The following is a 22,371-nucleotide window of genomic DNA, read 5'->3' on the forward strand; positions in this document are numbered from 1 at the left end:
TCACCACTCGGTTACCTCATATTCTTCCACTACAGCCCCAATTGACTTGTTACGTTGAATAACCATTTCTTTTTCAAGCCAATCACATAACTGTTCTAATCTTGATCTCTCAAACACGATCGCAATCGGTACGCCAACGGAAAATGCCTGTTCAATGCGAGAAATTAGCTTCATAGCTAATAAGGAATGACCACCTAAATCAAAAAAGCTGTCGGCCATGCTTACCCTGTCTTGCTGCAACAACCCCTGCCAAATTTTCGCAACGCTTTGTTCCAGTTCAGTCACTGGCGCGATGTATCTGGCTTTTACAAAGTTATCTGCTCCAGGTTGTGGAAGGCGGCTGCGATCCACTTTGCCATTGGTATTCAGCGGAAAAGCCGCCATCTGCACATACGCAGATGGCAACATGTAATCAGGTAAGCTAGCCGATAAATAGGTTTTAATTTCGGATAAATCCAATGGGTTAGCCGCGATAAAATAAGCGATAAGCTGCTTATCACCGGCTTCTGTATCAATAGCAATGACTACGGTTCCGGTTATTCCATCGAACTTACTCAATTGGGCTTCGATATCACCGAGTTCAATTCTGAACCCACGGATCTTGACCAGATGGTCGTTGCGGCCAAAGTAGTTGATTTCACCGTTTTGATGAAAGCTGGCTAAGTCCCCGGTTCGATACACTCGTTTCCCAAAAACCCAATCGCAATCAAGATAACGCTCTGCGGTAAGCTGGGGCTGCTGATAATAGCCTCTTGATAAACAGTCCCCTGCCAAATACAGTTCGCCGATGGCGCCCATCGGGACAGGCTGCAAATACTCATCCAAAATATAACCAGCCACGTTAGGCAATGATCGGCCAATCGTCGGCAAATCAGGCCATGAAGCAGGTTCTCCCTGTAATGTCTTAGACGTTACGACATGAGTCTCTGCCGGGCCATAGTGGTTCACTAACGTACAGTGACGATGTGTCGTGAAAAATTGTCTGATGGCCGCCGTGATTTTGAGCCTTTCAGCGCTCGAAACAATCACCTTTAATTCAGGGAACTGTAGCCCATTGACACCGCTATATTCAGCCAAATTCTGCAATACCACATAAGGTAAGTTCAGAACTTGAAGTTGCGCCTGCTGGATTTGCTTCGCGAGCAGCCTAATATCCAACTGAGTCGATTTATCAATAAGCTGTACTGATCCCCCGGACAACAGCGGCATGAATATGTCTTCAAAACTGAGATCAAAACCGATTGATGAGAATTGTAACCAACGGTTCGGCCCCGCAAGCGCGGGTTCAAGCTGGCTAATACCTTGTAATAAATTGCTCAGCGCCCGCTGTGGCATTTCAATCGCCTTAGGCTTACCCGTTGAACCTGAGGTATAGAGCACATAACCGAGGTCATCCAAAGAGGATTCGATAGCCAAATTACTGATTGGCTGTTTGTCCAGTATCTCTGCTGTGCAAGGGTCATCCAATAACACCATTTTCTGGCGTTTTACCGCAATCCTATCATTCAAGGCGCACGTCGTGACTAAGATCTCGTCAGACAGATCACTAAGAATGATGTTTAAGCGTTCTGTCGGTAATGAGGTATCCAGTGGCACATAACCGGCGCCCGTTTTTAAGATGGCGATAACAGTGATGACCATCTCGAAGGAGCGTTCAATAAACATCACGACGGGAGTATTCACTTTCGCCCCCCGGTTCAGGAGAGACTGCGCGAGTTGATTGGTTCGTTGATTTAACTCACAGTACGTCATCGTCTCGCCATTAAAATTCAACGCAATCTCATCGGGAGTCGCCTTAACTTGGGCTTCGAATCTATCAATCAGAGTGAGTGAGTTGTCATACGGTAATACCGTTTGATTTAACGAATGCAGCAGGAACGCTCGTTCCTCAGCATCAAGGATGTCGAGTGACAGTGCGGCAACCTGTTCCTGACTTTGTAAAGCAGCAACAAGTTGCCTGCTAGCATTGATGAGATACACCACCAAGCGTTCAGCATCAAATCGACTGTCAATTTGGGCTGCAACAGAAAAATCATCACCAAAATCGTCAATGGATAGGGTAATCGGGTAATTGGTACGTTCTTTTACATTAACTAACTCAATGCCGGTTTTTTGCCAAAGCTGGTTAAGCTCACTTGTCTCGCCACTCACTTCGGAGTGACGGTAATTCAAGATACTGTCGAATAAACGGCTAGAACCGGCCAATTTGCTACACTGTTCAGCAATCGCAGTCGGTACTTGCTCGAATTGTAGCAAGCTAACCAGTTTCTGTTGCATTTCCTGCATTAACTGATCAACGCTCAACTGACTCAAATCAACACGCAGCGGCAAGGTATTGACGAATAAACCAACGACTCGCTCAACATGATCAACCCCTTGCAAGCGACCAGATAATACAGTACCGAATATGACATCTTTAGTGCCGCTGGTTTTTGCCAGAACCAATGCCCATGCCATGTGAAAAATAAGCGCTGGGCTTATCCGCCAGGCAGAAGAAGACCGACGAATCTGTGCGGATAAATCCGCAGGCAAGCCAACTTGGATTTCAGTGAATAAGTTATTGTCAACCATTCCACTTGTGATCCCAAAGGGTGCCGTGATTTCATCAACCCCAGCCAACTGCTCGGTAAAAAACTGCTGCGCCGCTTTCGTGTCGGTTTGGCTGATAGCGTTTAGGACAAACTCCCGATAACTCAACGCTGCCGGCAGTGATTTTTCATCACCTGCCAAGATAGTCAGCAACTCTTCTTGAATAATCTCCAATGACACATGATCACTTATCAGGTGATGCTCCTGCACCATGACATAGCGCTGTTTTTGCTGGCGGTCGATAAACCGGGTTACTCTGACCAACGGTGCCTGAGTAACATCCATCCATTGTTGTGATGGTTCCATAAACCGCGCTAACTGCTGCTGGATATCAACATCATCCCTCAAATCGATGTCAACCACCGGCAATGGTGCCTCTTTGTAGATAACCTGCACCGGTTCATCAATGCCTTGCCAAAAAATTCCGATTCGCAGCGCATCATGCCGCTGTACTATTTTATCCAATGCGCCAATAAAGCTTTCCATCGCGGTGTTTGACGGAAATGAATACAGCATCGGCGTCACATAAAGGTCAGATTGCTCACACATCATGTGATGGAACAAGATCCCTTCCTGTAATGGCGCCAAAGGATAAATGCCAACAATATTTTGCTCACCTCCCGGCGACTGAGATACGATCAAGGCCCGCTCAGTTTCTGACAGGGAAACCCTACTTTCCAGTGCTTCATGGGCTGTTAACAGCGGTGATTCCTGCTCAATTGCCTGTAGTTGTTTCGCCATATCCCGCAATTTCGGGTATTCAAATAAGGCTCGAATATCCAATCGATAACCCTGCTTTTTAAGATGGGATAGCATCTTCATGCTCAACAACGAGTGTCCACCCAACTCAAAGAAGTTGGCAACAGCACTGACTTGCACCAATCCAAACAGTGTTCGCCAAATTTCAGCTAGCAGTGTCTCCTGTTCAGTGGCCGGCGCGATATATTCAATTTCTCCCTGAGCAACAAAATCTGGTTTAGGGAGCGCTTTACGATCCACTTTACGGTTGGCGGTAAGCGGTATTTCCTCTAGCACCACAAAAGCGGCGGGGACCATATAGCTCGGTAATTGCTGACTTAATAGGTGTCGGATCTCAGCAATTTTCTGCTGACCATCAAGGGTGATATAGGCCGCCAGATACTTGTGAGCCGGTTCATCCTCCCGAGCAATGACAACCGCATCGCGAATTGTCGGCAAGCTGCGCAACCTTGTTTCTATCTCCCCTAACTCAATACGGAATCCACGGATCTTAACCTGATGGTCATCACGCCCATAATATTGAATATCCCCGGCCAGTGAGTAACGTCCCAAGTCGCCGGTTCGATAGAGCTTTGGATAGCGGCTTGTAAAAGGATTATCCATAAATCGTTCACGGGTTAATTGCTCTTTGTTGATATAGCCCCGCGCAACGCCGTCACCCGCGACACAAATTTCCCCAACAGCGCCAAAAGGCACAAGCTGTTGGTTTTTGTCCAACAAGAAGATGGCCGTATTTTGAATTGGCCGCCCAATACTGAGGGTGTCTCCCTGAAAATCGTAGGCAATGCAAGTATTGACCGTGTATTCCGTTGGCCCATAGGCATTGACTAAACGGGGTAAATGCCCCGGTCGCCGGTACCATGCAACCACTTTATCCGGCTTAATCTGCTCGCCTCCGACACTGATTTGGCGAATATGCTCAGGGACCAATACCGTCTCTTCACTGACTACTTCGTGCCAGAACGTGGTTGGCAAATTCACCGCGCTGATCTGGTATTCCCGGCATCTTTGCCAGAAAGTGGCGACATCCATCAACCAATCTTCGCCACGTAAGACTAAAGTACTGCCATTACCAAGGGCGCCAAATATCTCTTCGATAGACATATCAAAACTGAGGGCGGCAAATTGCAGTACCCGATCCTGCTTTGAATAAAGATAGGCATCCGCAAGCCCCACCACCAGATTCACCAATGCCTGATGTTCAATCATCACACCTTTCGGCATGCCCGTAGAACCTGAGGTATAGAGAACATAGGCCAAGTGGGTAGAACACAAACTTAATTCAGTGGCGGGAATATTATCGGTTGAAAGCCCGGCAAACGAGGTTGTCGTCACATCAATGCTAAATGGACTGTTTTCAGGCAATAATTTCTGGTTATGGCTGTTGGTTATCACCATCAAAGGCTGTGCATCATCAATAATATAAGCAAGCCTTTCTTGCGGATAGGCAGGATCGAGCGGTAAATAAGCACTACCCGATTTCAAGATGGCAAGTACCGACACAATCATCTCAATACTTCGCTCAATACATATCGCAATCATTGAATCCGGTTTGGCGCCCTGAACAACCAAATAATGTGCCAACTGATTGGCTCTGGCATTAAGTTGTGCATAAGTCAACTGTTGTTCACCAAAGACCAACGCAATGGCATCCGGCGTTTGTTCAGCAAACGCTTCTATCCGCTCATGGATACATTGGCTACGGTCATACTCCACTGCTGTCTGGTTCAAACGATGCAGCAGGTAATCCTGCTCTTCCGGTGGCAACAGATCCAAATTGCCAAGCTTTTCGGATGGAGAAGCCACTATGCTCATCAACAAGGTCGTAAAACGTACCACCAGCCGCTTTATTGTCTCTTCTGCAAACAAATCCGTGTTGTACTCGAAATTAAAAGTCAGACCTTCCTCTGTCTGGCTAGCATCCAGTGTCAACTCATACATCGCATTGCGGGTCTGCTCCGGCCTCGGACACAAACTGACCTCTTCCAATTGCAGCGCCACACTGTCATTCGTATTCATAGAAAACATGATTTGGAACAACGGTGAATAACTGGTGCTACGTTCCGGCTGCAACCGCTCCACTAATAACTCAAATGGGACATTTTGATGCCGCTGGGCAGACAGGTTTATCTCCCGGACCGATCTCAGGTAATCGATAAACGATCGCTCCAGCTCACATTCGCTGCGCAATACCAGCGTATTGATAAAACAGCCTATCAACGGCGTTAATGATGTCTGCAAACGGTTAGCTATCGGGGTTCCCACCACAATATCTCGTTGCCCGCTGTGACGACCGAGCAGTACCGTAAACGCCGCGTGCAACACCATAAAAAGAGTGCACCCTTGTGTCAGCGCCAGTTGCTGCAACCCTTTGCTAACCTCATTGTCCAGACTAAATTCATAACTGCGGCCATGACTGGTTTGGTTGGCTGGTCGCGCGTAATCCAGAGGCATTCCGTGTACCGGGGGTAAATCCGACAACTGTTGCTGCCAATATTCTAACCCTGCCGCTAACTGAGATTCTCCTTCTGCACTGTGTTGCCAGACCGCATAATCGGCATACTGTATCTCCAGCGCCGGTAACGGGTTAGTTCGGCCTTGACGATAAGCCCGGTACAAACTCGTAAATTCCTTAACCAATACCCCCATTGACCAGCCATCAGAAGCGATATGATGCATGTTAAATAACAGCACACCTTGCTCCATCGAGGTGCTGATGTAGTGACAACGCACCATCACATCCTGTGCCAAATCAAATCGGTAGGTCATTTCATGCTGAATGGCCTGTTCAATCCGTGCGTCTTGCTCAGCTTTGCCTATATCACTGATATCCGATTGAGCTATCCCAAACGACCACTCCGGCTTGATAATCTGCCAGGTTCCATTTTCATCGCTGTGGTAAACAGTACGCAGCACTTCGTGCCGATCTATGATGGTTTGCAGAGCCCGATTCGCGGCCGCCAGTTCAAATTGACCGCTTACCGTATAGGTTGACACCATGTTGTAGGCGGTGCTATCACCGCCAAACTGCTCAATAAACCAGATCCGTTGTTGAGCATAAGATTGCGGTAATAAATTTGTCTTGCGTTCAATAATAGGAATCGTCAGATAACGCTTATCCGACGCTGCATAAGGCACTCTTTCTGCAAGTAAAGCCACTGTTGCAGCCTCAAAGATATCTCTTACCTGTAAATGGCATTGACACTGCTCATTAACCTTTGTGATCACCTTAGTCGCAATTAATGAGTGGCCTCCAGCCATAAAAAAGTTGTCATCCCGGCCTATTTGCTCAATACCGAGCATTTCGCACCAAATAGCTGCCAGTGCTTCTTCTGTCTCGCCGATAGGTGGCGTACTGGCTTTAATCGCGATATCACTGTCTTGCGGTGCCGGAAGCGCTTTGCGATCAATCTTGTTATTTAACGTCAGTGGCAATGTTTCGAGCTGAATAATTGCCCTAGGCAACATATAGGCCGGCAATTTCTGTTCAAGATGTTGACGTAGCGCATCAATATCAATTTGTTGCTCGGCGACCACATAACCCACGAGATACTGTTGTGTTTGCTGATCGTTTAGCGCAACCACAACAGAGCGGGTTATTTGTGGAAACAGGTTAATAACCTGTTCAATTTCGCCAAGTTCAATTCGATGGCCCCGTAATTTCACTTGGTAATCATTTCTGCCCAGATAGACAAGTGAACCCTCGGTAGTGTAACGGGCAAGATCACCCGTTTTATAAACCTTAGCGGTTAAACCGTCAGAGAATGTCAGGTTAATGAATCGCTCAGCAGTCAGATCTGCTCGTTTAAAATAGCCTTCAGCAAGCCCATCACCGCCGATGTATAACTCTCCCACCGCCCCAAAAGGCACCGGCTTTAATTGTTCATCAAGTAAATAAATCGTGGTGTTGTTTAACGGTAACCCGATAGTAACAAGTTGCTGCTCAAGCCGTTGTGCGTCCAGTTTCTCAATGGTTGACCAAACCGTGGTTTCCGTCGGTCCGTACATATTCCAGAGCGCGTTGCCTTTGCTCAATAATGCCGTTGCTGTCGCTAATGGCAAAGCCTCGCCACCACTGATCATTTTTAACGACGAGCGCCCCTGCCAGCCCGATTCAAGCAACATATTCCACGTTGTTGGCGTGGCTTGTAACAACGAAATGTTATGTTGTTCGAGTAGCGCAATCAGCCTGGCGGGATCAGTCACATCCTGCTGCGCCGCCACGACACAAGCGGCACCAGACAGCCAAGGCAGATAGAGCTCTAACACTGCAATATCAAAGGAAATCGTCGTGATGGCTAAAATATTGTCCTGTGCCATACACTGCAAGTTATCTTGCATTGAGATCAAGAAGTTATTAACCGCAGAGTGGCTGACCATAACACCTTTGGGCTTGCCCGTAGAACCCGAGGTGTAAATCACGTAGGCCAGAGCAGACGCGGCTAAACCGATCGACTGTTTAGGAATATTTGTGGTGGGTGATTGGCTAAGATCAAGGCGATCCAGTAAGCAGGTGAGTTCCGCAAAACCGACTAATCGTGATGCACATTCGCGGTTGCTTATAATACATTGTGGCTCCGCATCGCTCAGCATATACCGCACTCTGTCGGCAGGAAAGCTGGGATCAACCGGAACATACGCAGCGCCTGCTTTCATCACTGCCAATAGTGCGGTAACCATGTCGATGCCTCTGTGCAACAACACAGCAACTCGTCCACCCGTTGAAACGCCCTGAGCTCTTAATTGATGCGCTAACTGATTAGCGCGGGCATTGAGTTGAGCATAAGTCAACTGTTGGTCGCCAAAGATCAGCGCAATGGCATCCGGCGTTCGTTCAGCAAATGCTTCTATCCGCTCATGAATGCATTGGCTACGGTCATACTCTGCTGCGGTCTGGTTCAAATTGTGCAGCAGATAATCCTGCTCTTCCGGCGGCAACAGCGCCAAATCACCAAGCTTTTCGGTCGGAGAGGCCACTATGCCCATCAGCAAAGTCGTCAAACGCGCCGCCAGCCGCTTTATTGTCTCCTCTGCAAACAAATCCGTGTTGTACTCGAAACTAAAAGTCAGACCTTCCTCTGTTTGCTGGGCCTCTAACGTCAATTCATACATCGCATTGCGGGTCTGTTCTGGCCGCGGCTGCAAACTTACCCCTTCCAGTTGCAATGCCACACGGTCATTCGTATTCATAGAAAACATGATTTGGAATAACGGTGAATAACTGGTGCTACGTTCCGGCTGCAATCGCTCCACTAATGACTCAAATGGGACATTTTGATGCCGCTGGGCAGTCAGGTTTATCTCCCGGACCGAGTCTAGGTAATCGATGAATGATTGTTCGAGATCACACTCGCTGCGCAACACCAGCGTATTCATAAAGCAGCCTATCAACGGCGTTAATGATATCTGCAAACGGTTAGCTACCGGGGTTCCTACCACAATATCCCGTTGCCCGCCGTGGCGACCGAGCAGTACCGTAAACGCCGCATGCAATACCATAAAAAGAGTGCAACCCTGCACCAGCGCCAGTTGCTGCAACCCTCTGCTAACCGCGTTGTTCAGGCTAAATTCATAACTGCCGCCATGACTGGTTTGATGGGTTGGTCGCGCGTAATCCAGAGGCATCCCGTGTACTGGGGGTAAATCCGACAACTGTTGCTGCCAATATGCTAACCCTGCCGCTAACTGAGCTTCTCTCTCCGGGCTGCGCTGCCAGACCGCATAATCGGCATACTGAATCTCCAGCGCCGGTAACGGGTTAGCCCGACCTTGGCGATAAGCCTGATACAAGCTCACAAACTCTTTAACCAATATCCCCATCGACCAACCATCGGAAGCAATATGATGCATGTTAAATAACAGCACGCCCTGCTTCATCGAAGTGCTGATATAGCGACAACGCACCATCACATCCTGAGCCAAATCAAATCGGTAGGTCATTTCATCCTGAATGGCCTGCTCAACCCACGCCTCTTGCCCGGCTTCGCCTATATCATGGATATCTGATTGGGCTATCTCGAATGACCACTCCGGCTTGATAACCTGCCAGGTTCCATTTTCATCGCTGTGGTAAACAGTACGCAGCACTTCGTGTCGATCTATGATGGTTTGCAAGGCCAGATTCGCCGCCGCCAATTCAAATTCACCACTTACCGTATAGGCTGACACCATGTTGTAGGCGGTACTCCCACCGCCAAACTGCTCGATAAACCAGATCCGTTGCTGTGAAGAACTTAGTGGCAACTCTTGGGTTCGAAGAGCCGGTTCAATCACCATTTCATTACCAGGGATATCCACTCTGCCTTTATCGAGAAAATCAATCAGCTCAGCTTTGTGTGCTTTAATCCTGGCTTTTAGTTCATCAGGGAAGTCAGCCCCTTTTAGCTTAAACCCTAACTTACCCTCTTTACTGAATAGCAATACACCCTGCTCATAAGCATCTTTAACTAATTTAAACATGTCCATCATAACCACCCCTCTTCACCTGCCGTTTCAAGCTCACTTTGGATTTGTCCTTGTAATTGCTGGTTGCAGATTAATTCTGCAAGCTCATGCAAGAGAGGTGTCTGGAAAACCTGCATAGCACCAAGCTCAATGACAAATGCAGCATTGATTTCCGTGACTAATTTGATTGCCAATAATGAGTGACCGCCTAGTTCAAAAAAGTTATCGTTACGCGATATTTGTTTGACATTCAGTACCCTTTGCCAAATTGCCGCCAAAGAGATTTCCGTTTCACCAACCGGTTCAATAAAATTATCGCTTTTATCATGCTCTGTATTGAGTTCAGGCAGCCTCTTACGGTCAATCTTGCCATTAGGCGTCAACGGCCATTCTTCAACCACCATCATGACTGACGGTATCATGTAGTCTGGCAAGGATTTGGCTAATGCAGATTTGATACCCTGAATAAACTGAGTTTGAGCCTGCTGCCATTCCTCTGCACGCTCCCTCTCATTCGTCAGCTTATCCGATACCTGTTTGATATAGGCAACCAGTTGTTTGTCGCCTGTCAACGTTGTCTTGACCAGCACCAGAGACGAGTTCACTCCGGCCTGCTGATTGAGTTGATACTCAATCTCACCCAACTCTATTCTGAAACCACGGATTTTCACCTGATCATCAATACGACCAACGAACTCCAAATTACCGTCTGACAGGTAGCGCACCAAATCGCCGGTTCTATACAAACGCTCACTACTATTGATATTGGTCAGATCATGCAATGGGTTGGCAACGAAGCGTTCCTTCGTGAGTTCAGGACGATTGAGATAACCACGGGCTAAGCCCGCGCCGCCGATATAAAGCTCCCCCGTAGAGCCGTAAGGCACAAGTTGCTGCTCTTTATCCAAAATATAAGCCTGACTATTGCTAATAATCCTGCCAATAGCCGGTGTGGTGTGCACGGGAGAATCCAATTTCGCCCAAGTAGAATATGTCGTATCCTCTGACGGTCCATATAAGTTATAAACTGTTACACCTTGATTTTTCTCATATATTGCATTGACCAAATTTGCAGATAACGCCTCGCCGGCCAAATTAATAACCCGAGTCCCCTTCGGTATCGCATTTTGTTCAACCAGAGAGTTCATTGCCGAAGGTACTGTATTTATCAGAGTCACCTTGCGGTCAATGCCTTGATGTAGAACCAGAATGTCCTCAACAATACACGCCCGTGTACCCGAGACTAAAGGTAAAAACAGTTCAAATATTGATAAATCAAAGTTCAGAGACGTTGACATGAGAACACAAGCAATGTCCTCCTTGGTATATTGCGAACAAGCCCAACTGAGCATGGCAATTGTATTACTATGCTCAATCATCACCCCTTTAGGTTTACCCGTTGATCCTGAGGTGTAAATTACATAGGCCAGATGACCGGCAGTCAACGCCAATGAATGCTTATCCAGATTAGTGGTAGGGTAGTGGCGGTATGCCGTGCTGATTTGACCATTCGCACAGCCAAGGTTATCTAATATCACCCGATGACCATTGAAGCCTGATAGTACCTGCTCCAGATGTGATTGGATCAGCACCACCTCAAGCTGAGCATCTTCCAACATGTAACCCAAACGTTCCTGAGGATATCTTGGGTCCAGCGGCACATAAGCTCCCCCTGCCTTGAGGATCGCCAAAATGCCAATGACCATCTCCAGTGAACGCGCCACGCATAAACCGACTAGCGTATCCGGTTCAATAGCGTGGTGTTCCAACAGATAGTGCGCCAACTGGTTAGATTTTTCATTGAGCTGCCTGTAAGTCAATTGGCGATCACCGCACTCCAGCGCAATGTTATCGGGGTTTTCTTCGACCTGTTGTTCAAACAGCTCATGGATACATTGGTTCTTTGGATATTCTACATAAGTATCATTGAGAGTATGCCGCAGGTACTCGATCTCCACATTTGACAGCATCGGCAAACTGGCAAGCGAAACCCGTGTATCGTCATCGGCCTTCGTCGCTTCGGCCAGCCCTACCAGTAAACGTGACAGGTGATCATTGAGCTGCTCAATATGTTCATGACTGAACACGCTGGTGTCATAGACCCAGTGCAAATGCAATCTATGTTCACTAATACTCAAGTCAATATTGAGATCAAACTTGGTTTGGATATGGTTCGGAGCTATTGAATTCAGCTTCATTCCCGGCAGGCTGAAGGTCACCTCGCCAACGTCACTAGTCAGTCCATAATCTGTATCGGTCGTCAACATGATTTGGAACAATGGCGTATATGCTGTACTCCTTGTTACTTGTAACTGTTCAACCAGTTGTTCAAACGGCACGTCTTGATTGGCCTGAGCATCCAGATGCACCTGTTTGACATGAGAAAGGTAATCACTAAGCATCGCGTGCCGAGTATCCACGCGTAATATCAAGGTGTTGACAAAGAAGCCAATAAGCGTTTCCAGCTCTGCCTGCAAACGGTTCGCCACCGGCGTACCTATCACAATGTCATGGCTGTTGCTGTGACGAGATAGTAATAATGCCAATGCAGCATGGAACAGCATGAACGGAGTCAGTTGATGCTGTCTGGCCAAACTGACAAGTGCTTGCGTCGTCTCCTCCGGCAATGAGCCTGTCACCACGGCACCTTGATGTTGTCTCACCTTCGGCCTCGGCCTGTCCAGCGGTAAACCGTGTACGGGTGGTATCTCATCCAACTGCCGCTTCCAATAGCTGATCTGCGACGCTAAATACTCACTTTGCAACCTGTCACGTTGCCAAACTGCAAAATCAGCATATTGAATATCAAGTTCCTTTATGTCGACATTATTCCCATTGCGTAAAGCATCATAATAAGCAATAAACTCATGGGTAAGAATATCTTCAGACCAGCCGTCAGACGCAATATGATGAGCATTAAATAGCAATACGCCATTATTGACTTGACGTTGAATAAAGGTGGCTCGAATCATTAAATCACGGCTTAGATCAAAAATTTGTTTAGCGTCTTTTTCCATTAATTCAGCTACATGCTGACTTTGTTGCTCCTTAGGCATACAGGTTAAATCAATATAATTAAGCGTCAGATTTCTCCCAGATAAAATTTTCTGGAACGGTTTGCCATCTTTCTTAATGTAGACCGTACGTAATATTTCATGACGCTCGATGATTTGATTAAGTGCGAGTTCAGCTACGCCAACATCAAATTCGCCCTCAACAGCAAATGCAATCGGCATATTGTATTCCGCACTACTTTGATCAATTTGGCTAAGAATCCACAAGCGTTCTTGCGCAAATGACAGAGGCAGTAACTCACCAGTTCGTGGCTGTTTGGGAATCGAATCCACTGTCGTCACCGCCCGCTGTTCAAGCATAACCGCAAGCTCGGCAAGCGTTGGATGATCAAAAATAGCTTTAACGGCAATTTCCCGTCCAAGTTCTGCACGTATTTTTGAAATGACCCGAATAACCAATAAAGAGTGGCCGCCGAGGTAGAAAAAATTGTCGTTTCGACTGACCCGGTTAACATTGAGTACTGATTGCCAAATACCGGCTAATGCTCGCTCGATCTTGTTGGCAGGTTCAACCCACTCAACGTGATGATTCACTAAACAAGGCTTCGGCAATGCATGGCGATTAATTTTATCCGCCGCATTCAATGGCATCTTATCCAGAATCTCATAGTAGCCGGGGATCATATAATCCGGTAAGTGATGGCTTAATCCCTGCTTAATGTTATTAATAATCTGCTCAACCTGAGCAACATTTGCAGTTAATACGAGATAAGCAACCAGGCAATTTTCACCCGTTCTGTCTTTATGAACGAGTACCGCAGCTTCCGCCACTTGGGGTAACTTCACCAAAGCCGACTCAACTTCCCCCAGTTCAACACGAAAACCGCGAACTTTTACCTGATTATCAATACGCCCGATGAGTTCGAGATTGCCATTGGCGTTCCAATAACCTAAATCGCCGGTGCGATAAAGCCGGGCCCCATGCCCGTTCATGGTGTGGAAGGGATTATCTTTAAAACTTTCTGCCGTTTTTTCAGGTTTATTCCAATAACCTTTGCCCACACCAACACCGGACACACATAATTCGCCAATAACATTAGTCGGCAGAATTTGCATATGTTGATCCAGAACATACATGGTCAGGTTTGGCAACGGCTTGCCTATAGGAATATTTTTAACCCGCTCTTCTAGCGGTTTGTTAATAATAAAATAGGTAATATCGTCCGATGCTTCGCTAGGCCCGTAACCATTCATCACCGGAATCTCAGGGTAATATTGCAACCAGCGATTAACCAAAGGCACAGGACAAGGTTCAGCAATAATCATTAACCATTTCAGATCCGGCAATGGCGTTGCTGCCTCACCCTGACTAAGCAAGTGTTCTAACAATATTTTCAACACGGACGGAGCGGTTTGAATCAGATGAATTTGTTCGTCTTGCAACACACGAACATATTCAGGCAAATCCATCGCATCAGGCAGAATGACTGTTTTGCCCCCACTTAACAAAGGCGCCAGAAATTGCCACACAGATACATCGGAAGAAGAAGCTGCACTTTGTAGAAAGTTACGTGATAACAGTTGGTTATCACTCCCCATAAAACCGAGAACATCAAATTCAGCATCAATATGATTCAAAGCCCCGGCATGGTGCACCAACGCACCTTTAGGTTTGCCAGTAGAACCGGAAGTATAAATCATATAAGCCAGATCATCAGGATAACACTCGATCTCCGGGTGAGTATTTGGGTAATGATCCAATGAGGGCCAGTCAACATCCAACCAAAAACGTTTCTGACCATTGAAGGTTAACCCATTTAAATGGCTTTGCGTTAAAACCACATTAACCCCAGAGTCAGCCAACATATACGACAAACGCTCAGGAGGATTAGTGGGGTCCAAAGGAACGTAAGCAGCGCCGGCTTTCATAATGCCAAGCATGGCAATGACAAACTCAATGGAACGTTCTGCATAGATAGCAACAATATGATTGCGTACCACGCCTTGTGCTATCAAGTAGTGAGCTAGCTGATTAGCACGCTGATTAAGTTCAGCATAAGTGATGCGATTTGTATTACATACAGCCGCAATGGCCGCCGGTGTTTTTACTACCTGATGTTCAAAGCGTTGATGAATCGCCACTGTTTTATCATAAGCAACGACAGGACTATTAAATTCATTAATAATCCGCTGCTGTTCGCGAATAGGCGTTATGGATAATGTCAACAATGGTGTTTGCGGAGCTTGACCAAGTGCATGAATAATCGCTTCCAATGCTGTTCTTATATACGTCAGAACATTATTCGCCCCGACTTGTGACTCAACATGAACTTGTATTATGAAATCATCATCGAGTTGCTCAACACCCATTTCTAACGGATAGTTGGTATACTCTTTAGTGTCTATCATTTCAAAATGATGGCTTTGGTTGGCAACAGCTAATTCGCTTTTATGACTGAAATTCAACAAACTGGTAAACAAGGGCGTGCCACCCGGCAAAGCGCTGTAACGCAACGCCTCGGAAAGCGGAAAATGCTCATAGTCAGCTAATTCAATGAGCTCATCATGAATCTGCTTTAATGCTTCGCTTACCGACAAATCCGCCAAATTGATGCGTATAGGCAACAAATTGATCAACATGCCCAGAATACGATCACTACCACGAATAGCTTGCTGTCGTCCTGACATCATGGAGCCAAAAACAACATCGGATTTACCGCTGCATTTGGCAACCACCAACGCCCAAGCCAAATAAAAAATATTCGCAGCGCTGATACGGTGTTGAATAGACAGGCCAATAATCTGTTGCGCTAAACGCGGACCGACCAATTCTCTGACAGTCTCTATTTTCAATCCGTCGTTATAAACATCTAATAACCCGAAAGGCGCGGTGGTTTCAGCAACATCAGACAGTTTAGCTTTAAAGTAATCAACACCGCTATTGGATTGATTAGCGCTTAACGAATAAGCAACAAACTCACGATATTGAACCGGGGTGGGCAATAATACATTTGGATCTTCAAGCAAAGCGTGCATTTCTGCAATTTGCAATAAGACAGAAATATGATCACTTAATAAATGATGTTGCTTTAATAGTAGAAAACACGCATCGGTCTTCGTATCTTTGGCCGCAATCGCTTGCATCATAGGCGCACGATCCAGCTTCATATGGTGGTGTTCAATAGCAGATAATTCCGCCAACGTTTCCAATGCTGAGAAACCTGGAGCAACAGCTTGCCATTGTAAAGGAACAGCAGCGGTTCGATGAACAACCTGAACTGGCGTGGTTAAATCATGCCAATGAATAGAGGTGCGGAAAATATCATGACGCGCCACTATCTTATCAAGCGTATGTAGAAATGCGGTCAGCTTTTGCTCATTAGTAAACTTTATCAGAATGGGAATGATATAAGTATCATGCTGTTCATTCATTCGATGGTGAAAGAAAATGCCTTCCTGCAACGGCGATAATGGGTAAATATCTTGTATGTTACTGGCGCCGCCCTCAACTTGTTGGCAAATAACTGCGATCTCTTTTTCATTCAAAATCACCATATCCAACATATCAGGCGTAATATGTTCAACATGCTCTGCAAGCTTGTTAACCGCCACCTCTTGGTGGGTTAACGTTTCCTCATCCTTACGGACACAAGATAAATGTAATGCCAGTTCTGCCAGCGTGTTAGTTCGGTAAATCGTGCGCATAGGCAGTTCATAACCACGTTGAGCCAACTCTGCTCGCATTGACATAATTAATAAAGAGTGACCGCCCAGAGCAAAAAAGTTGTCATGGCGACTGACTTTATTTAAAGCTAATAGCGACTGCCACAGTTGTGCTAATACCCGCTCAGCTTCGCCTTCAGGGGCAACAAATTCCTGCTGACTATAATCTTGTTTTTGTGGTAGCGGCAATTGCTTAAAGTCTAATTTGCCGTTTTGTGTCAGGGGTAATTTTTCTAACTGCACAACGGCAACAGGCAACATGTAATCAGCCAGTTTGTTCTTCATCGCCAGACGAATGGCATTAATATTGATGGTTCCTTCAGCAACAACGTAAGCAATTAATTGCAGTCGATCATCAGAGCCAAGCTGTCGAGGATAAACAACCGCTTCATGAATGCCGGGATAATCCATTAATTGATTGCTGATTTCTTCCGGTTCAATACGAAAACCGTTTATTTTTACTTGGTTATCATTGCGCCCAATAAATTCTAAATTACCATCGGGTAACTGACGTACGATATCTCCCGTGCGGTAAAGTCGCCCCGAACCAAAAGGATTAGCCACAAAATACTTCGCGCTATCTTGTTCACGATTAAGATAGCCACGTGTTACACCTGTTCCACCAATATATAATTCCCCCTGAAACCCTAAGGGGACACTTTTTAAATTCGTATCTAATATATAAAGCTGAGTGCCATAATTAGCTTTACCAATGGGGATCATCGCCGTGACATCAGCCAAGGATGTCATGCAGTAAGCAGACGCGGTTACGGTTGTTTCGGTCGGGCCGTATGTGTTGATAAGTTCGATAGCAGGACCACGTTCGAACCATTCGCGAGCACTAACCGATTTAACCATTTCGCCGCCTAAGATCACTAAACGTAGTGACGAATCAATAGGTTGACGACTGTAATTCACCAGTTGATGCCAAAAAGCGGTAGGTAAACTGGTCACCGAAATTTCATGATGTCGGCAAAATGCCCAAAATGCATCAAAATCGTAATGAATATCATCAGCTCGTAACACCAGAGTGCTGCCGTTACATAAGGAGCCGAAACATTCTTCCACGGAAATATCGAAGCTGACCGAAGAAAACTGCAAAAACTTATCATGTTCAGTCAGTCTATAAAACTCTGTAATGTGTGCAATAAAATGACTCAACTGTTTATGTTCAACCATCACCCCTTTGGGCTGCCCCGTTGTGCCGGAGGTATAAATCACATAAGCCAGATGTTCCAACTGTAAGCCAATATTGCTTGCAGATATGTTTGCCACAGAACGCAAAGCCAAATGTTCATTAAGCTGAGCATCATCCAGCAATAGTGTTGTGATCTCGCATGCTGCGAATCGATACGCAATGGAAGACACTGTTATGCAAACAACAGGTTCAGCATCGGTCAGCATAAACTGCAAACGAGCATCGGGATAATCAGGGTCCATAGGTACATAAGCAGCTCCGGCTTTCAGCGTCGCCAACATCGCCACGACCATCTCGCTCGAACGCGGCAAGCAAATAGCAACACGGCTATCAGGCCGAACCCCCTGCTCAATTAAATAGTTAGCTAACTGATTGGCTTTATCGTTCAATGCGGCGTAAGACATTTGTCGTTCGCCATCCTCGATAGCAATGGCATCAGGATGCCGTTTTGCATATTGCTCAATTTGCTCATGCACTAATGTGATGGTCGGACAGACAGGTTTTTCTCTTGGCACAGCCGATTGACTAAGATGCCATAACGCCTGTTCAACGTCTTTACTCACCAGATCAAGTGAAGTTAATAACGCTTCAGGCTGTGCAACCATTTGTTCAACCAAAGTCATAATGCTTTGCAATAAATGTTCAGCCTGATGTGACGAGAAATAATCATGACGATAATCTAGTTGAAGCTGAGTGCTTTGCTTGTCACCGTAATCACATAATATAACGGTGAGAGGAATATCTTCACGTCCATGGCTAAGGTAATGAGTCTCCGTATCCAAGCCACTAGCACTGAAATCAAAATCAATCTGTTGATAGTTAAAAACAATATCAAAAAGACGTTCACGACCTTGAGCACGTAAAGACAAATCCTTATATAAGGCACTCGAAGGATAAGAGCGATAACGATAGCCACTTTTTATAGTACGTGCTGTCATTGCCACTGATTCAGCCACCGACATCTGCTCATTTTGCACGCACATTACCGGTAGCATCGATATAAACGAACCAACCATATTGCGTTGAGCTGATGTAGTACGATTATGTAAAGGCGTCCCGATAAGGACCCCATCACTTTGGTTGATACGGTTTACTAGAGAAGCAATAGCTGTAATAAAAAGTGGCGATATGGGTAAATTGCACTGACTCGCCTTGGTTAAAAATGACTGATATCTATCAGGTTTGATAAAGTGTACAAGCCTGCTGTTTTTTCTTGAATCAGCAGTTCCAAAGCCTTCTTTCCTACATTGGAAAGGCACATCCGGCAAGTGATGAAGCAACTCTTTCCAGTATTTAGCTGCTTTGGCGAGTTGCTGACTATAATTCTCCGGTAACGGTTGTGCCGCAAGATCGAGAAACCGTACTCCCGTGTTTTCTTTAAGCGTATTTCCCAGTTCCAATTGCTGGTAGGCGTCGAAAATACTTCGAAACCAGTTAGCATAACCGACACCATCAATGATGATATGGTGAGAAATAAAGTATAGCCAGAAACGATTTGCAGCCAACTGAATTAAGCCGACTCGATAAAGCACATCCTGTGCTAATCTAAATGGCTCAGAGAATATCCGTTCAACAATAGCCAAAGCTTTAGATTCCGCCTCTTCTTCACCCGAAAGATCTAAATGAGACAGTTCAAAGTGATGGTCTTGAACAATATGAGCAAACTCGACTGTACCTTTTAGCGCATCCGAATCAACATGATGCGGCATTGAGTACTTATCAACTATTAAGCATCGAAGTACAGCGTGTTCTTGGATAGTGTGTTTTATGGCGCATTCGAGATTCTTTATATTAATAGACTGTTTAATCTCAACATAACCACCTATATTGAACGCTGAGGTATCCTCTCTATTTATATGATCAAGATAAATTTCCTTTTGCTGTTGATTTAGTGGAATAACAAGCTGTTCAACTTTATCTAGAAACATACTATAATCCCTTTGAAAGATGTTATTTTTAGTTTTTATTATTTACAAGCTCATTAAAATCATCCCCTAACAATAATTTCAGCCAGCATTTCCTCATATTCATCATAATAGCCCACTTCCACAAAACCAAAACGTTGATAAAATGATTTATGGCGTTCGCTAGTTTCGTCATAACAGACAGTAATCCTGTGACAATCAGGCTGCTGTTTCATTTCATCCAGTAATAACTGCATCGCCGCTCCGCCAATACCTTGGTTTTGGTAAGACTTATCAATCATCATTCGATACAGATTATATTCGTTGGGTTTGCCTTCATTAACGCAGCGCTCATACATTGCAAAACCCACCACCTCCTCGTCGTAGCAGATCACTCTTGCTCTGCAATATTCATTAAAATGTGATTCGACAATTGACTCTGAATTTGGCGCGACGAAAACTTCCTGTCCAGGTTCAACTTCAAGAGACATTACATCCTCATAGTTGTCTTTATCGACATCAATCAAAGATACTTTCATAATTAACCTACTTGCTTTCTAAGAAATATAATTAAGATACGGGCGGTACTTCTCGAAAAAATTTTCGCGCTTCATTAATCCCAAAAGTCCACATAAACTTAGCCAATTGTAATACAAATTTTCACGCGGCATTTTTTCTTTAATGCTCCTAAAACTGACAAGGGCCGAAGATCGAGTATGAAAATCGATATTAAAAGAAATGCTATCAGTCAACGTTCTTACATGATGAAGCATACCCGCTGGCATGATTAATATATCGCCTTGATGCACCTCAATCGTGGATTTGTTTATCTCACCCACATGCTGAATTTCAGGATTATACTCAAACCAGCGCCACCCTCGACGAGAACAAGCATCTCTTTCTTCCCAAGGAATAAAAGAGAATCTTTTACTTCCCTTTATCTGAAAAAATAGATTGTTCGTTCTTAAAGTATCAAAATGCAGTGGCGTTATAGCGCCGGCTGGAGACATAAAAAATTGAACAAATTTCCACCATTCATTGCGATAAAGCTTTGGCAAAATAGTTAGAGGAAAATCACTAACATCATCAAGTAACTGCTGAGCTTGTAAAAAGATAGGAATGTCATGACAATAGGGAATATCGTTACCCATCTCCCCTTTTTTATATGCATTCAGAATTTCTAAATAACGATACATTTTGGTTTGCTCAGAACGCACGCCATTTGCATCAAAAAATTTGATCACAACGTCAATTTGAGGACACTTATCTTGAAAGTATTTAGCATCCCATTGTCTTATCGCAGGCCAGTCTTGCAATAATCCTCGGTAAACAATTACGTATCCCCGAGCAAGTGTCTGATGAAATTCAAGCTGATTAAACTTAGTAAGTTCTACTACACGGCTCATAATTCTACACTCCTAGCTAATAATTGCTGCTAACCGGTAACCTTTGAACTTTACTTTCGACGTGATCACTGTTCCTCGCTTTTAAACTGGCGAGAGCCTGTTCTATAATCTTCAATCCTTTTACAAGTGTCTCTTCATCAATAGTCAAGGCAGGCATCAATTTCAACACTTCATCATTGGGGCCGCACAACTCCACAATCAAACCATTTTCAAAGCAATGCTTCACCAAATACTGTGTTAATGAGGAATCCATCATTTCTATACCTTGCATGAATCCAATCCCTTTAACTCGCAGTACAAGTTCATGATACTCTTTAGCTAAAGCGTTCAAGTGCGTTCGGATTAATTCAGCCTTATACTGAATTATTTTCTGAAAAGAGCTGTCGCCCCAATATTCATTTAACATCGCTTTTGAAGCAACAAATGCTAAGTTATTACCTCGAAATGTGCCGTTGTCTTCTGCCGGTTTCCACACATCGATATCGGGAGAAATAAGCAGTAAAGACATAGGCAGCCCAATACCGCCAATAGATTTGGAAAGACAAACGAGATCAGGTTTAATATTCGCGCGCTCAAAACTAAAGAATGTTCCGGTACGACCACAACCAGATTGAATGTCATCAACGATTAGTAGAATGTTGAACTCTTCGGTCAATTCTCTCAACGCTCTCAACCATTCAACAGAAGCAACATTTAATCCGCCTTCTCCTTGTACAGTCTCAAGAATTACCGCAGCGGGAAGATCAACCCCTGAACTGGAATCGGTAAGTAACTTTCTAAAATATCCTATATAATTAAATTCTCCATCGATATAACCATCAAATGGTAAGCGCGTAATCTGAGAATATAACCCAGGTTGGCGATGATGTTGACTACCTGTTAAACTGAGCGACACCCCCGTCATACCGTGAAAGGCGTTGGTAAAACAAACAATATTTTCTCTTTTTGTATACTTTCTTGCTAATTTTACCGCAGATTCAATGACGCTCGTACCCGTAGGGCTGGTAAATTGTAAACGATATTCAAGCTGCCTTGGTTGCAAAATTTTATCAACAAATGTCGATATAAACTCCATTTTTGCTTCCGAGTACAAATCAAGCCCCATAATAATACCATCATCTTGAATATACTTAAAAATTTGTTGTTTTATGATTGTATTATTATGTCCATAGTTCAGCGCGCCAGCGCCACATAAAAAATCAATGTAACTGTTACCCTCTATATCGATTAAGGTAGAACCTATACCACTTCTAAATACTACGGGAAATCTACGGCAATATGAACGAGCTTTAGACTCATAATTATTAAATATTTCTTCTATTTCCATAATAACT

Annotated in this window: 5 protein-coding genes; all 5 read right to left on the reverse strand. The window is 44.9% G+C overall.

Annotated features, from left to right (window positions below; all coding sequences use genetic code 11):
* The 5 genes from LGZ98_RS01840 to ectB are packed head-to-tail and all read right to left on the reverse strand — an operon-like array spanning position 1 to position 22,364.
* Positions 1-9,816 (reverse strand): non-ribosomal peptide synthetase, encoded by a 9,816-nt coding sequence (locus LGZ98_RS01840; protein ID WP_262977615.1) that lies wholly within the window; start codon positions 9,814-9,816, stop codon positions 1-3.
* Complete coding sequence (locus LGZ98_RS01845) at positions 9,813-19,655, reverse strand: non-ribosomal peptide synthetase (RefSeq protein ID WP_262977616.1); 9,843 nt, start codon at positions 19,653-19,655, stop codon at positions 9,813-9,815. Before LGZ98_RS01845 ends, LGZ98_RS01840 begins: the two co-directional genes overlap by 4 nt.
* 59 nt (positions 19,656-19,714) lie before the next feature.
* Positions 19,715-20,170 carry a GNAT family N-acetyltransferase gene (locus LGZ98_RS01850; RefSeq protein ID WP_113041437.1) on the reverse strand — a complete coding sequence of 152 codons (456 nt, stop codon included), beginning with the start codon at positions 20,168-20,170 and terminating at the stop codon, positions 19,715-19,717.
* Positions 20,171-20,188: 18 nt separating this feature from the next.
* On the reverse strand, positions 20,189-21,037 hold the full coding sequence (locus LGZ98_RS01855) for a cupin-like domain-containing protein (RefSeq protein ID WP_228899639.1): 849 nt from the start codon (positions 21,035-21,037) through the stop codon (positions 20,189-20,191).
* 16 nt (positions 21,038-21,053) lie between these two features.
* On the reverse strand, positions 21,054-22,364 hold the full coding sequence (ectB, locus tag LGZ98_RS01860) for a diaminobutyrate--2-oxoglutarate transaminase (RefSeq protein ID WP_191214776.1): 1,311 nt from the start codon (positions 22,362-22,364) through the stop codon (positions 21,054-21,056).
* Between the last annotated feature and the right edge of the window lie 7 nt (positions 22,365-22,371).

This window comes from Photorhabdus kayaii (assembly GCF_025384895.1).
Taxonomy (GTDB): domain Bacteria; phylum Pseudomonadota; class Gammaproteobacteria; order Enterobacterales; family Enterobacteriaceae; genus Photorhabdus; species Photorhabdus kayaii.

Excerpts from the sequence above, each read along its gene's own strand:
- LGZ98_RS01840 (WP_262977615.1), bottom strand. The coding sequence starts at position 9,816 with ATGATGGACATGTTTAAATTAGTTAAAGATGCTTATGAGCAGGGTGTA.
- LGZ98_RS01845 (WP_262977616.1), bottom strand. The coding sequence starts at position 19,655 with ATGTTTCTAGATAAAGTTGAACAGCTTGTTATTCCACTAAATCAACAG.
- LGZ98_RS01850 (WP_113041437.1), bottom strand. The coding sequence starts at position 20,170 with ATGAAAGTATCTTTGATTGATGTCGATAAAGACAACTATGAGGATGTA.
- LGZ98_RS01855 (WP_228899639.1), bottom strand. The coding sequence starts at position 21,037 with ATGAGCCGTGTAGTAGAACTTACTAAGTTTAATCAGCTTGAATTTCAT.
- ectB (WP_191214776.1), bottom strand. The coding sequence starts at position 22,364 with ATGGAAATAGAAGAAATATTTAATAATTATGAGTCTAAAGCTCGTTCA.